Genomic DNA, 13,840 nt, shown 5'->3' on the forward strand with positions numbered 1-13,840 from the left:
CGGCGCTCAGCCAAGGCCGTCGCGCTCCAACCCCTCACGCTCCAACCCCTCACGCTCCAACCCCTCACGCTCCAGGGCGTGCGCGAGCACGCTCGCCACCGTCAGGTCCGCGCTGGTTCCGGGATTAAGGCCGCGCTGTTTCAAGGATGTATCGTAGGCCAGCAAGGAGATGTGCCGCGACTCCCACCTTTTGAGGGGGGCCCTGAGGCGGACCGTCTCTCGCGCCTCCTCCAGCACCGCCAGCGCCGTATCCGCGCCGAACTTGCGGGCGATATGGCTGTCGGGAAAGGCCGTGAGGAAATCCAGATAGACCGCCTGCACGACCTCTGGAGCAAACGGGTCCGCGCAGCCGCGGAGCCGTGCGACGCCGATCTCGAACACGTCGGCAAAGCCGTTCACATATTGAAAGGCGATGCGGTCGCGGGGCGCGGCTTCGGCCATGGCCGCCTTCAAATCGACGGCAGCGGGGAAGCGCACATCGGCGCGCGCCGTGCCGAGCCCGCCGGGTTTGGCGGCGGCGATGGCGCGGAAGGCGCAGGCCGCGTCTTCGATCGTCATCGCCTCCAGCGCCGCCTTCAGGCGCGCACGCAGATCGCCGGAGGGCGGGGAAAGCGCGGCATGGACCAGCGGCGCGCACAGCAGCACGATGCCGAGATTGGTGTTGCAGCCGGCCGCCGCGAGCGACGCCGACACCGCCGCCTCGATGCGCGCGCCGATGCCGAGCCCAAGCCCTGAGATGTGAGGTGCCGAGAGGACGGGCGCTGCCGCCGCCGCCGCGCGCTCGAACTGGGCGACCTCCATGCCGTGCCCGGCCGCGTGCACATGCACATTGCCAGGCTTGAGCGCGCGCAGCTCGGCCCGGCAGGCGCGCTCGAACAGATCTGCGGCGCGCTCCGGCGTCATGCCATCGCCCTTTCTCCGGCCAGCAAGGCGGCGAGCGGCTTGGCCATGTCCAGCCCAGTCGCGGCGTGAAGGCCGCTCCAGGCCGGCATGGAATTCACCTCCAGCACCAGCAGCCGGCCGGCGGCGTCGGCGATCAGGTCCACGCCGGCGAAATGGGCGCCCACCGCCTGCGCCGCCGCGACGGCGATTTCGGCGAGCGCGCCTGTGGCGGGCACAGGCTCGCCGGTCGCACCCTGGTGGATATTGGTGATCCAATGGCTGGCGACCCGCCGCATGGCGCCTTCCGCCCGGCCGCCCACCACAAACACACGGTAATCGGAATGGCGCGCGTCGGCGGGTGGAATGAAGTCCTGGAGATAATAGACCCCGTCCATCTCTTCCGCGCCCGGCAGCGCTTCCTTTGGCGCGAGGCGGCGCAGGCCGCGCCCTTGGGCGCCGAACAAGGGCTTCAGCACCGTGTCGCCCGGCGCCGCGTCGATCAGCATCTGGGCCGCCTGCGGGTCTTCCAGCACCAAGGTGCGCGGGGTCGGCAGGCCGGCGCGGGCGAGCAGGAAGGTGGTCATGCTCTTGTCGATGCAGCGCTCGATGGCGCGGGCATCGTTCATCACCCTGACGCCGGATTCCCGCAGCGCATGGAGCACACCGAGCCGCAAGGTGATCTGCTCGGTGGTGCCGCCGGGCATGATGCGCACGAAGGCGCTTTGGGGAAGCGCCTCCTCGAACCCCGGCAGCAGCAGGCCGTGGGGCGTCGCGCCCACCGCGAAGCCGCAGGATTTCAGCGACAGCAGCCGCGCCGCGCGTCCGCGCTTTTTCAGCGCGGCGATGAGGCGGCGGGTGTGCCAGTCCGCCCGCTCGGCGAAGATGGCGATGCGGGGATCGAATGCGGCGGCCATGGATGTTCAGCCGGCAAATGAGCGCGCGATCAAGGCCGGATCGACTGCCCCGGCGGTGAAGCTCACGCCATGCTCCACGGCGGTCACGAGCACCTGCGCCGGCGAGAACAGCAGCGGGTCGATGCGGTAGAAATCACACGCATAGGCCGCGAACACCTCGGCGAACGGCCGGCCATGGTCGCGCGAGGTCAAGCTCGGCAGGCGCTGCGCGAGATCGCGCGCCTCGTCCGCCGGGCCGCTCACATGAAGCTGCACCTCGCCGCCGTAAAGCGTCGCATCATTGGTGCGGCCCATGGCGACGATGAAATCCGGCGCCGACGGCGGCACCGGCGCGCTGCCGCGCCCGTCCAGAATGCGATCCAGTGGGAAATGCAGGGCATGGGCCTTGTGAAGCGCCACTTCCAGCACCCGCGCCGCGATCTGCACTCCGCCCGCAAGGCTGCTGGTGGGCGTGAGGATGAGGGTGATTTTCTCCCCCGCGACCCCCGTGGCGGCACGGATATCCTCAATCACCTCGGCCGGCGGCATCTGGCCGGTTTCCAGCACCAGGACGATGTCCGCGCCCTGTTCGCGAAAGCCGAGCTCGGCAAACAGCGGCTCCTTCGCCGCCGTGGCGCGGCCGGGGCCGGAGCCGAGGGCAAAGAAATCGCCCGCCGCCAGCTGCCAGCCGGCATATTGGCTGCCGAGGCAGGCGAGCACCGGGTCGCACGTGCCCACCGTGACGAGCGTGGTCCAGGGGGCGAAGCGGTCGCAGGTCTGGAACGCCACTTGCCCCAGCCCGCCGAGGCAGATTTCCGCGATCCGCCGTCCTGCCTCCAGCCCGCCGCGCGCGTCGATGCCGGCATCGACGATCCGCGCGCCGTGCGGCCCAGTGGAGACCGCAAGGCGCAGCGCATCGGCATCATTGATCAGCGCCTCCACCAGGCCGGCGGCGCGCCGCGACAGATCGGGCCGGCTCATGCCTCGCTGCTCGCCACCTGCTGGCTTTGCGGCAGGCCGAGGTGATTGCGCATTTCGGCCAGGCCGCCGCGCACCTGGGCCACGGCGGCCGACATGTCGCTCGCGGTGCGCTTCACGGTGCAGATGGGGGCGCCGGCGGGAATGATTGTGCCGGCGGCGGTGCGGTCGCACACATGGTTCGGCCAGGCGCCGGCGGGAATCATCACGTCGCGTTCGGCATAGAGAATGCCGGCGGCGGTCGCGCCCTTAGGCTGCGGCAGGGCCTTGGGCAGCTTGCCGCCGCACGCCGCCAAATGCAGCGCCAGCAAGGGCGGCATGGGGTCCACATCGAAAATGTCGATGCTCGCGCCAATCCGGGGATTGATCTCCACCAGCCACCAGCGGTCCGCTTCCACCAGCACGTCCACCGAGATCAGGCCCACGAGGCCGCACACGGTGGCGATGCGCAGGGCCCCGGCGAGGATCGCCGCCGCATGCTTGGCGGGCAGAGGCACCGGGCCGACCGCGCCGCCATAGCGGAACGGATGGGTGCTATCGGAATGCGACCATTGCCAGCTCGCGCCGACCGGAAGCGCTTCCTTTCCATTGGAAAGGATCAGCAGCGAATAAGCGGTGCCGCTGACTTCACGTTGCAGATAATGGCCCGGCGCGGGCGGCCCGGTCTCCTCCGGCGCGCGGCGGCGGATATGGCTGCCGCCGGCGCCGCCGATCTTCTTTTCCAGTAGCGGCGCTTCGGCCAGCGCGCCGTCCGGCGCGTCCAGCGTCACCGGCGGAAAGGCGATGCCGAGATGGCCGCACAGGGCCGCGAGCGCCAGCGGATCCTTCAGCACGCGCACCGTCTCGGCCATGTTGCCGAGGATGGGATTGCGCTCGGCGATGCGGGTCATCAGCGGCGTGTCGTCCTCGAACCCGCCGCCCAGCACCACCGGCAGGCCGGGGGGCGAGAGGTTCGCGAGCGCCTGGATGAGATCGTCGCCGTCGAAGGAAAATCCGTTCTTCTTGTGCACGCGCACGCAGCGCGCGGCATTGGCGCAGGTGTCGAGATCGGCGAACAGGTCGAGGGAAAGCGCCGCGAAACCGGCGCGCGCGGCGCTCGCCGCCAGGGGGCGCGCGGACAGGGCGATGACGGCGAGATCCATAAGCTCAACCCGCAGTTTGCAACGCCGCGGCCATCTGTCTGGCCAGCGCGAAGGCCTCGTCGAGGCCGATGAAGAGGGCCGTGTCGGTTTCGTGCATGCGCCGGAGCAACGCATGCTGGACCCGGTATTTCAGATTGCCGATGGCGAGGGCTCCGATTCCGACACCATGAGGCAATGCGACGCCCTTGTCATGGGGGCCGATGCCGGCGATGCCGGCCGGCGGCACGGCGTTCACGTCGGCGGCGACTTTCAGCTCCCGCGCGGAGGCAAGGTGCGCGGCTGAGAGGATCTCCACCCCGGCCCGGCCGGCGGCGAGAATCACGTCGGCTTCGCCCACCAGGGCATGCTTTTCCGCGTCCGTGCGGGCGGCCACCGCCGAGAGGGCGACACCGAAGCGCTCGTGGAAATCATCCGCCTTGGTGGCGACGCTGGCGATGTCGCGATGCCCCACCAGCACCACATGCGCGCCCGCCTTTGCCGCCAGCACGGCCGCGATGCCGCCCACGACGCCAGTGGCGCCGTAAACCTGCACCCGCGCGCCCGAAAGGCCCGGCGTGCCGCGCAGCGCGGCTTCCTGCTCCGCCAAAGCCACCATGGCGGCGGCGGTGGTGAATGAGCCGGCGGGATCGGGAAAGATCGAAATCTCGAACGGCGGAAACAGCGCCGCGCGCGCCGCATCGGCCATATCGAGCGCGAGCCCCGCATCCTTACCGCCGATGAACAGGCCGGTGCGCGGCGCGGCCTGTGGCGCGCGGGAGAACATCATATCCTGCGTCAGGTCGCGGACCTGATCCAGCGTCACGTTCGAATAAGGCATCAGATGCCCATAGCCCGCGTCCACCGCCATGTTCACGTCGAACGGGCTCACGTGGGGCAGGGGCGAAATCATGTGCAGAATGGGGGCGGCGGTGGCCATGGCCGTCTTGCTCCGTCCGGGGAAACAGGAAAGCGGGTGGCCGCGCCCCGTGCGCCGAACGGCCTAAGGCAGATCGACGATCGTGGCGCCGCGGTTGTTTCCCCGCACGCAAGCGAACGAGAGGTTCGCGCAATCAGCATAGCGAGTGCGCAGCGCCTGCAAAAGCGCTTCGCCGCGCGCCGCGCTCCCCACAATGGCGAAGCCGGTCGGCCCCCAGGAGGTCTGGCCGACCCCGGGAATCCCGTTTTCCTCAATAAAGGCAAGGGCGTGGGCGACATCCGCGCTGGTGTGGCGCCCGCCCCCCTGCGCCGCGGCATAATGGTCGCCCAGATGTTTCTGCACGGCGCCGATTGCGCTGCCGAAGCTGGTTGCATCGCCTTCCGCAAGGGCGGGCAGCGCCTGCATCAGCACCAGATGGCACAGATGGGCGGCCAGACTTTGGGCGAACGGCGGCAGCGTCTCCATGGCGCGGGTCTCGGCCTCGCCCGAGAGACCGCTTTTCGCCGCGTCGAACACCAGCAGGATGCGCCACGCCTCGGGCACCGGCAGGCGGGCGAGAAGAGGCGGCGCGGCGCCCACGTCCGGGGCGGTGGAGACGACCGGCTTGCCGCCGTCGAGAATGACGCCGCCGGTCTCGAAAGCGCCGATGCCGATGGCCGAGCGTCGTCCGCGTTCCAGCAGGCGGGCCGCGTCGCGCACCTCCAGCGGCCGGCCGGCGAGGCGCGCCACCCCCATCGCCACCGCCAGCGCCAATTGGGTGCCGGAGCCGAGGCCCGCGTGGGCGGGAAGCGCGCCCTCGACGGTAATGGCAAGCGGCAGGTCGATGGCGAACGCAGCGCGCACCACATCCCGCGCCCGCGCGGCGCGATCGGCGTCCGGACCGGCCGCGCTGTCGTGCGCCGCCGCCTCAACGCGCACGCAGGTCTCCGGCGCCTCCAGCGTCAGGCCGAGACTGCCGAAGCGCCGGCCCAGCGCGCCGCCGAGGTCGAGAAAGCCGAGATGCAGCCGCGCCGGCGCGTGAATGCGCACGCCGGCGCCGGGGACGGCGTGACCGACGGTCACCGGGCGAGTTCTGCCTTGAGTTTCGCCGCCTGTTCGGCGAGCACCGCATTGTCTTCCCGGAAAGAGACCGGCGGCTTCAGCGCGACGCCCTCGTGGCGCGGGATCACGTGCACATGCAGGTGGAACACCTCCTGCCCGCCGGCGGCCTCGTTGAATTGCTGCACCGTGATGCCGTCCGCCGCGAACACGGCCATGGCGGCCTGCGCCACCTTCTGGGCGATCTGCGCCACATAAGCGAGGTCGTCGGGCGCGATGTCGAGCAGATTGCGGGCCGGCGCCTTGGGAATCACCAGCGCATGGCCGGGGGCGCGCGGCATGATGTCGAGGAACACGAGGGCGCGCTCGTCTTCATAGATCTTATGCGCCGGCAGTTCGCCGCGCAGGATCTTGGCGAAGATGTTGGCGGGATCGTAGGCGGGCGTCTCGCTCATGAATGCCTCCGGTGCCGGATGTGGTGCGCCCGCATCGCAAGGGATGCGTCCGGGGTCAAGCCCAAACGGGCGGGCGCGGCATGCGGGACACCACCCGCAGGCGACCAGCCCATGCCGGTTCAGCCCCGGCGCGTGGTTCAGTCCTGCGTCTGGTTCATTCTTGGGTCTGGTTCATTCCTGGGTCTGGTTCATTCCTGGGTCTGGCTCTGGCTCTGGCCGTGGTGCGAGGAGTGGGTCACCGCATTGGCCCTGGCCTCCTCGCTGGCATTGATGCCGGTGCCGCGCACCGGGGCGACGCCGAGCGAATCCAGCGCCACCGCCACCCGCACATGTTCTTCCGTGGCGCAGACCTTGCGCCCGCAGTCGAACGCGACCCAGCCGAGCTTGGGCACATGCACTTCCGCCAATTCGCGCGCCGTGCCGGGCGCATCGTCCTCGGTCGCATAGCCGGAGATGTGCCGGGCCGGGATGCGCAGATGGCGCGCGGCGGAGGTGAACACATGGGCGATCTCCCCCGATGTGCCTTCCCCGCCCGCAAGCACGGCGCTCGCCGCGCGGGCCACCGCCGCGCTTTCGACGGGAATTTCCGTGATGGCCTCGTGGATCAGCCCCATCAGGGCGTGGGCCTGGGCCAGCGGGCCGTCCGCATCCACCGCCTCGGCCGCCATGGCCTCGATCTGCGCGTCGGGCATGGTGAAATCGGTCTGCCGCAGGAACAGGGAGGGGGGAAAGCGCTCCACCGTGCCGCGCACCACGCCGGTCATGTCGCGGGTTTCCACATCGCCCTCGGCGAGCAGGGTGATGTGATCCAGCGGCCCCTCGACCGAGAACGTGTGGCACAGGTTTCCGAACGCATCCTCATGGGGATAGAGGCGGCAATCGGGCTGCACATCCAGCGGCCAGCGCATGATGTGCTGGCCTTCGTGATTGCGGGGGGTGAGCTTGATGGTGGCCGTGGCGATCCGCAGCCCCGGTTCCAGCTTGTGGATGATCTGATGGTAAATGCGAACCCGCATTGTTCTGCCCTCGCCTCATCCAATCCTGATCGGCAAAGCCGGCCGTCAGACGAGATATTGTTCCGTGATCTCGGCGGCCAGCTTGTTGTTGTCGGTGATGAATTCGCTGATGAATTCATGCAGGCCGCTCTGGAAGATATCCTCGATGGTCCGGTTTGACAGCCGCGCCTGGGTGGTTCGCGCGAGCCGCTGGGCGGGACCCTGCCGGCCATAGGCGCCGGCGATGTCGTCCAGGCAGCGCGAGAGATTGTCGTAGCAGCTGGCGAGCGAGCGCGGCATGGCGCGGTTGAGGATCAGAAGATCCGCCACCAGCCACGGCTTCACGCTGTCGCGATAGACCCAGTGGAACGCCGTGAGCGCGGAGACCGAGCGCAGGATCGAGGCCCATTGGAAATAATCCAGCGGCCCGCCCACGTGCTCCTGCTCCGGCAGCAGCACGTGATATTTCACGTCCAGGATGCGGGCGGTGTTGTCGGCGCGCTCCACATGGGCGCCGGCGCGGGTGAACCAATAGGCATCGTTGCGCAGCATGGTGCGGAAGGTGGCGCCGTCGAAGCGCAGCGAGGTTTCCTTCACGAACGCCAAGAACCGCGCCAGCTCCTCGCGGCTCAGCGCCTTGTCTGGGAAGGAGCGCAATTCGATCCAGGACGAATTGATCACGTCCCACATTTCCGAGGTCAGCGCCGTGCGCACGGACCGCGCATTGGTGCGCGCCACCTCGAAGCAGTTGCGGATGGAGCTCGGGTTCTCGAGGTCGAAGGCGAGGAAGGAGACCACATGGTCCTCGCTCGCCTCCTCCAGCGGGCCGTGGCGGGCGACGAATTCCTCGGCGCAGCCGGCGGTGAGCACGGCGGAGCCCCATTCATTGGTCGGCCGTTCGGCGGGCACGGGCGTATAGGACAGACGCTGGGCGACATCGAGGATACGCGCGAGACAATCGGCGCGCTCCACATAGCGCGACAGCCAATACAGGTTTTCGGCGGTGCGGGAGAGCATGGTCAGCCCATCTGGCAGAAGGATGAGAAGGGTGCCGCGGGTGCGGCACCGCGAGACATGTCGAAGCCGCGGTTCAGGCGTCGAGAACCCAGGTGTCCTTGGTGCCGCCGCCCTGGCTGGAATTCACCACCAGCGATCCCTCCTTCATGGCGACGCGCGTGAGCCCGCCCGGCACGATCCGCACCTTGTCGCTGCCGGTCAGGATGAACGGCCGCAGGTCCACGTGACGGGGCGCGATGCCTTTTTCCACCAGCGTCGGGCAGGTGGAAAGGGCGAGCGTCGGCTGGGCGATGAAATTGGCCGGGTCGTGCTTCAGCTTGGCGCGGAAAATCTCGATCTGCGCCTTGTCGGCCATGGGGCCGACCAGCATGCCGTAGCCGCCGGAGCCGTGCACTTCCTTCACCACCAGCTCGCTCAGATGATCGAGCACATAGGAAAGATGCTCCGGCTCGCGGCAGCGCCAGGTGGGCACGTTCGGCAGCAGGGGTTCTTCGCCAAGATAGAAGCGGATGATGTCCGGCATATAGCTGTAGACGGCCTTGTCGTCCGCAACCCCGGTGCCGACCGCATTGGTCAGCGTGACGTTGCCGGAGAGATAGGCGCTCATCAGCCCGGGCACGCCGAGCACGCTGTCGGGCCGGAAGGCGAGGGGGTCGATGAAATCGTCGTCGAGGCGGCGATAGATCACGTCCACCCGCTTGGGGCCCTCGGTGGTGCGCATGAACACCACATTGTCCTTCACGAACAGGTCGCGGCCTTCCACCAGGTCGACGCCCAGCTTGTCGGCCAGGAAGGAGTGTTCGTAATAAGCGGAATTATAGATGCCCGGGGTCAGGATCGCGACATTGGGCTCGCTGCCGCCGCGCGGGGCGAGCGAGCGCAGGGTGGCGAGCAGGTCGTCGGCATATTTCTCCACCGGCGCCACGCGATGCTGCGCGAACAGCTCGGGGAACAGGCGCAGCATGATTTCCCGATTCTCCAGCATGTAGGAGACGCCGGACGGGGTGCGGGCATTGTCCTCCAGCACGTAGAAGGTGTCCGGATCGGTGCGCACGATGTCGATGCCGGCAATGTGAACATAGACATTGTGCGGCACGCGCTGGCCGTTCATCTCCGGCCGGAAGGCGGGATTCTGATAGACCAGATCCTCCGGCACGATGCCGGCCTTGAGCACCTCGCGCTTGCCGTAGACGTCGCTGATATACATGTTCAGCGCCTTCACGCGCTGCTCCAGCCCCTTGGAGAGCCGGCCCCATTCCTCATTGGTGATGATGCGGGGAACGATGTCGAACGGGATCAGCCGCTCTTGCGCATTCTGCTCGCCATAGACGGCGAACGTGATTCCGATGCGCCGGAAAATAAACTCCGCCTCCTTCCGGCGCTGGTCCAGAACCTCATGGGGAACCTTGCTCAACCACCGGTTGAGCGAATCGTAAGCCTGACGGACCGTGCCGTCTTCACAGGACATCTCGTCGAACGCGCGCCGCATTGGGACTGCCACTCCGCTTGATTGAATCCTATGTACAAACATCGTGCCAAGGAAGAGATAATGGCAGCAAGTCCAACCTTCGCCTCTGCGGCTGAATGGCAGTGACTAAGTTTTAGGCAAAAACCCGCCGATTGTCATTGGGCGGTGCAAGGGAAGGCGACATGAGCGAAGCACTCGGCGCGCAAATTGTCAGCGCGGCTCTCCTGGTGATCGGCGATGAAATCCTCTCCGGCCGGACCAAGGACAAGAATATCGGCCATATCGCCGAGCGACTCACCGAGGTGGGGGTCGATCTGCGGGAAGTGCGGGTGGTCTCGGACGTGGAGGACGACATCGTCGCCGCGCTGAACGCCTTGCGCGCGCGCTATACCTATGTCTTCACCACCGGTGGCATCGGCCCGACCCACGACGACATCACCGCCGACGCGGTGGCCAAGGCGTTCGGCGTTTCCATCGACGTGGATCCGCGCGCCCGCGCCATGCTGCTGGAATATATCGCCGAAAAGGATCTCAACGAAGCGCGCCTGCGCATGGCGCGCATTCCCGCCGGCGCCGAGCTGGTGGTGAACGCGGTGTCCAAGGCGCCCGGCTTCAACATCGGCAATGTGTATGTGATGGCCGGCGTGCCGCGCATCATGCAGGCGATGCTGGAGGAGATCATCCCCACCTTGCGCTCCAACGCGCCCATGCTGTCGCAGACCGTGCGTGCCGATGCCCGGGAAGGCGATATCGCCGCGCCGCTGAAGGCGATCGCGGACCAATATCCCGAGGCGACCATCGGCTCCTATCCGTTCTTCGACGAGAGCGGGCCCAACACCAATATCGTCGTGCGCTCGCGCGACCCGCAGGTGGTGGATGCGGCGCGCGATGCGGTGGCGCGCATGGTGGCGGATCTGGCGCGCGCCCGCGCCTGAGGGTTATGGTGCGCCGCACAGTTCATTTGCCTCCGTGCTTGCGCACGGGCGGATGAGCCATCATTTCTTTGAAGAGCGCCCCATCCCGTCTGCGTCCCGCTGCCCCGCTTGTCCCCTGCCGGTGACGCCGCCGGCCGCTCGGGCGTGGCGCGCATGTCTTGACGGGGTTCGAGCGATCCCTTTCGCCTTCGCCGCCCGGCGAGCATGGAGCGATGCTGAATGACTGCCCTCAAGTTCGGCCACGGCCAGCCCTTCACCCGCCTGGAAGATCCCGCTCTGCTCACCGGCGCCGGCCGCTATGTCGGCGATATCGCGGCCCGGACCGCTGCGTTGCAGGGCTATGTGCTGCGCTCGCCTTATGCCCATGCGCGCTTCGCCTTCGGCGATCTCGATGCGGTCAAGGCCATGCCGGGCGTGCACCTGGTGCTGACCGCCGATGATTTCGCGGGCTGCGGCGGCCTGCCCATCGCGGCCAGCGTCGCGGTGGTGGGCGAAGCCCATATGTGGAAGCCCCATCATCCCGTGCTGGCGGAAGGCCGCGTGCGCCATGTGGGCGAGCCGGTGGCCTTCATCGTCGCCGAGACGCTGGATGCCGCGCGCGATGCCGCCGAAGCGCTCGAGATCGACTGGGAGCCGCTCGACGCCGTCGCCGACATGGAGGCCGCGATCGCCGACGGCGCGCCGCTTCTGTTCGCGGAGCGCCCGCACAATATCGCCTTCACCAGCGAGCTGGGCGACAAGGCGGCGGTGGATGCCGCCTTCGCCAAGGCGCACCGCGTGGTGAAGGTGCGGCTCGTGAACAACCGGCTCGTCACCAATTACATGGAGACGCGCGGCGTGCTGGCCGAGGTAGAAGAGGGCGGCCGCGTGCGCCTCACCCTCGGCAGCCAGGGCAGTCATATTCTGCGCGACGCCATCGCCGACAAGATCCTGAACTGGCCGCGCGAGGATCTGCGCGTGGTGACCCCGGACGTGGGCGGCGGCTTCGGCACCAAGATGTTCCCGTTCGGCGAATATCCGCTCGCCGCGCTCGCCGCCCGCCGGCTGAACCGGGCGGTGGCCTGGATCGGCGATCGCAGCGAGCACTTCCAGGGCGACAGCCACGGCCGCGACAACATCACCTCTGCCGAGCTGGCCATGGACAAGGACGGCCGGTTCCTGGCGCTGCGGGTGGATACGCTGGCCAATCTCGGGGCCTATATCGCCTATTACGGCGCCTATATTCCGGTGGGCGGGGCGAGCATGCTGCCCGGCCTCTACACCATTCCCGTGTTTCACGTGCGGGTGCGGGGCATCTATACCCATACCGTGCCGGTGGACGCCTATCGCGGCGCCGGCCGTCCCGAGGCGGCTTATGTGATCGAGCGGCTGGTGGATGCCGCCGCGCGCGAAGCCGGCATGGCGCCGGAGGAGCTGCGGCGGCTCAATTTCATCCCGCCCTCCGCCATGCCCTACCAGACCTGTTCCGGCCGGCTCTATGACAGCGGCGAGTTCGACGGCCATATGACGCGGGCGCTGGAGGTGGCGGACCGGGCCGGCTTCGCCGCGCGGGAGACGCAGGCGCAGGTGCGCGGCAAGCTGCGCGGCTTCGGCTTTGCCACTTATATCGAGGCCTGCGGCGGCGGCTCCCCGGAGCCGGCCTATCTGCGGCTGGAGGGCGATGGCACCATTTCGGTCCGCATCGGCACGCAATCGAGCGGGCAGGGCCACAAGACCGCCTATGCCCATCTCGCCGCCGCCCATCTGAAGGTGCCGCTGGAGCAGATCGTGGTGCACCAGGGCGATACGGATGCGACGAAAACCGGCGGCGGCACGGGCGGTTCGCGCTCCATTCCCGTCGGCGGCGCGGCGGTGGCCGGGGCCGCGCGCCGGCTCGCGCAGAACCTGCGGGAGCTGGGCGCCGAGGCGCTGGAAGCCGATGTGGGAGATATCGAGCTGGAAGCGGGCGGCGTGGAAGTCGCCGGCACGGACCGGCGCCTGTCGCTCGCCGAACTGGCGCTGCATCCCGCCGCCACGCCCGAGCTGCTGAACGCCCAGGATGCCTTCGCCCCGCCGGAAGCCACCTATCCCAATGGCACCCACGCCTGCGAGGTGGAGATCGACCCCGACACCGGCGCGGTGGAACTGGTCTCCTATGTGATCGTGGACGATTTCGGCGCTGTCATCACCCCGGCTCTGCTGGAAGGGCAGGTGCATGGCGGGGTGGCGCAGGGCATCGGCCAGGCGCTGCTGGAGCGCACGGTCTATGATGCCGAGGGCCAGCTTCTGACCGCGAGCTTCATGGATTACGCCCTGCCGCGCGCGGAAGACCTGCCGCCGATCCATTTCGAAACCCGCAACGTGCCCTGCGCCACCAATCCTCTGGGCGTGAAGGGTGCGGGCGAGGCGGGGGCCATCGGCTCTTGCCCGGCGGTGATGAATGCGGTGGTGGACGCCCTGTGGCGCCGCTACGCAATCGCCCAGATGGACATGCCGGCCACCCCCGCCGCCGTGTTCGCCGCGATCAAAGCCGCGCAAGCCGGCTGACGCCCCGGTGCCGGTCGCGGATGCGGCAGCATGCCGCGTGCCGGCAGGGCAGGGACGGCGGGTGTAAACGCGAGCGTGACCGTTGGCCCCCTGGCGACTTGGTTGGAATTCTTCTTAGCTCCGCCCCCTGAGATTTCTCTCAAATGCGGAGCTATCCATGCGTCTTGCCATTCTGGCCACGGTCCTTCTTCCCCTTGCGGCAACCGTCGTGGTTGCGCAGACCGATCCCATCAAGCTCCGCAAGGATCTGATGAAGCAGATCGGCGATCAAACGGACATCGGCGCGAAGATGCTGAAGGGCGAGGCGCCCTTTGATCCCGCCAAGGCCGCCGCGATTTTCAAGACGTTCTCCGAGAATGGCGCCAAGTTCGGCGCGCTGTTCCCCGCCGGCTCCGATACCGGCGACACCAAGGCGACCGCCGCCATCTGGAGCGACCGCGCGGGCTTCGACGCCGCTTTGGCGCATTTCAACAAGGCCGTGGCCGACAATGCGGCCAATGTCGGGACCGAGAGCGGCTTCAAGACCGCGTTCGCCGCGGTGGCGGAGGATTGCCGCTCCTGCCACCGCACCTATAAGGCGCGCTGAGCCAGCCGC

13 protein-coding genes are annotated in these 13,840 nt (G+C 68.3%); 3 read left to right on the forward strand and 10 right to left on the reverse strand.

Annotated elements, in window-relative coordinates; genetic code table 11:
• Nucleotides 1-6 precede the first annotated feature (6 nt).
• The 10 genes from V5G24_RS10205 to V5G24_RS10250 form a co-directional block, all read right to left on the reverse strand.
• Nucleotides 7-903: a triphosphoribosyl-dephospho-CoA synthase gene (locus tag V5G24_RS10205; protein ID WP_394083044.1), complete on the reverse strand. Its 897-nt coding sequence runs from the start codon at nucleotides 901-903 to the stop codon at nucleotides 7-9.
• On the reverse strand, nucleotides 900-1,796 hold the full coding sequence (locus V5G24_RS10210; RefSeq protein WP_394083042.1) for an ATP-grasp domain-containing protein: 897 nt from the start codon (nucleotides 1,794-1,796) through the stop codon (nucleotides 900-902). The genes V5G24_RS10205 and V5G24_RS10210 overlap by 4 nt, the downstream gene beginning before the upstream one ends.
• A 6-nt stretch (nucleotides 1,797-1,802) precedes the next feature.
• Nucleotides 1,803-2,756 carry a methenyltetrahydromethanopterin cyclohydrolase gene (mch, locus tag V5G24_RS10215; RefSeq protein WP_394083040.1) on the reverse strand — a complete coding sequence of 318 codons (954 nt, stop codon included), beginning with the start codon at nucleotides 2,754-2,756 and terminating at the stop codon, nucleotides 1,803-1,805.
• Complete coding sequence (locus V5G24_RS10220) at nucleotides 2,753-3,895, reverse strand: ATP-grasp domain-containing protein (protein ID WP_394083038.1); 1,143 nt, start codon at nucleotides 3,893-3,895, stop codon at nucleotides 2,753-2,755. The genes mch and V5G24_RS10220 overlap by 4 nt, the downstream gene beginning before the upstream one ends.
• A gap of 4 nt (nucleotides 3,896-3,899) precedes the next feature.
• Complete coding sequence (locus tag V5G24_RS10225) at nucleotides 3,900-4,811, reverse strand: NAD(P)-dependent methylenetetrahydromethanopterin dehydrogenase (protein ID WP_394083036.1); 912 nt, start codon at nucleotides 4,809-4,811, stop codon at nucleotides 3,900-3,902.
• A 63-nt stretch (nucleotides 4,812-4,874) separates the two neighbouring features.
• Nucleotides 4,875-5,873 (reverse strand): beta-ribofuranosylaminobenzene 5'-phosphate synthase family protein, encoded by a 999-nt coding sequence (locus tag V5G24_RS10230; RefSeq protein WP_394083034.1) that lies wholly within the window; start codon nucleotides 5,871-5,873, stop codon nucleotides 4,875-4,877.
• Complete coding sequence (locus V5G24_RS10235) at nucleotides 5,870-6,304, reverse strand: HIT family protein (protein ID WP_394083032.1); 435 nt, start codon at nucleotides 6,302-6,304, stop codon at nucleotides 5,870-5,872. Before V5G24_RS10235 ends, V5G24_RS10230 begins: the two co-directional genes overlap by 4 nt.
• Nucleotides 6,305-6,492: 188 nt before the next feature.
• A complete protein-coding gene (locus tag V5G24_RS10240; protein ID WP_394083030.1) occupies nucleotides 6,493-7,320 on the reverse strand; it encodes a transglutaminase family protein in 828 nt (275 codons plus the stop codon).
• Between the two features lie 45 nt (nucleotides 7,321-7,365).
• Nucleotides 7,366-8,316, reverse strand: a complete 951-nt coding sequence (locus V5G24_RS10245; RefSeq protein ID WP_394083028.1) for an alpha-E domain-containing protein — start codon at nucleotides 8,314-8,316, stop codon at nucleotides 7,366-7,368.
• A gap of 73 nt (nucleotides 8,317-8,389) precedes the next feature.
• Nucleotides 8,390-9,805 (reverse strand): circularly permuted type 2 ATP-grasp protein, encoded by a 1,416-nt coding sequence (locus V5G24_RS10250; protein WP_394083026.1) that lies wholly within the window; start codon nucleotides 9,803-9,805, stop codon nucleotides 8,390-8,392.
• A 161-nt stretch (nucleotides 9,806-9,966) separates the two neighbouring features.
• Between V5G24_RS10250 and V5G24_RS10255 the strand changes: the two genes are divergently transcribed.
• The 3 genes from V5G24_RS10255 (at nucleotide 9,967) to V5G24_RS10265 (ending at nucleotide 13,831) form a co-directional block, all read left to right on the forward strand.
• On the forward strand, nucleotides 9,967-10,719 hold the full coding sequence (locus V5G24_RS10255; protein WP_394083024.1) for a competence/damage-inducible protein A: 753 nt from the start codon (nucleotides 9,967-9,969) through the stop codon (nucleotides 10,717-10,719).
• Between the two features lie 219 nt (nucleotides 10,720-10,938).
• Nucleotides 10,939-13,245: a xanthine dehydrogenase family protein molybdopterin-binding subunit gene (locus V5G24_RS10260; protein ID WP_394083022.1), complete on the forward strand. Its 2,307-nt coding sequence runs from the start codon at nucleotides 10,939-10,941 to the stop codon at nucleotides 13,243-13,245.
• 157 nt (nucleotides 13,246-13,402) lie between these two features.
• Entirely contained in the window at nucleotides 13,403-13,831 is a 429-nt protein-coding gene (locus tag V5G24_RS10265; protein ID WP_394083020.1) for a c-type cytochrome, read from the forward strand.
• The last annotated feature ends 9 nt before the right edge of the window (nucleotides 13,832-13,840 follow it).

The sequence above is a fragment of the Roseixanthobacter finlandensis genome, from assembly GCF_043195105.2.
Lineage (GTDB): Bacteria > Pseudomonadota > Alphaproteobacteria > Rhizobiales > Xanthobacteraceae > NCEH01.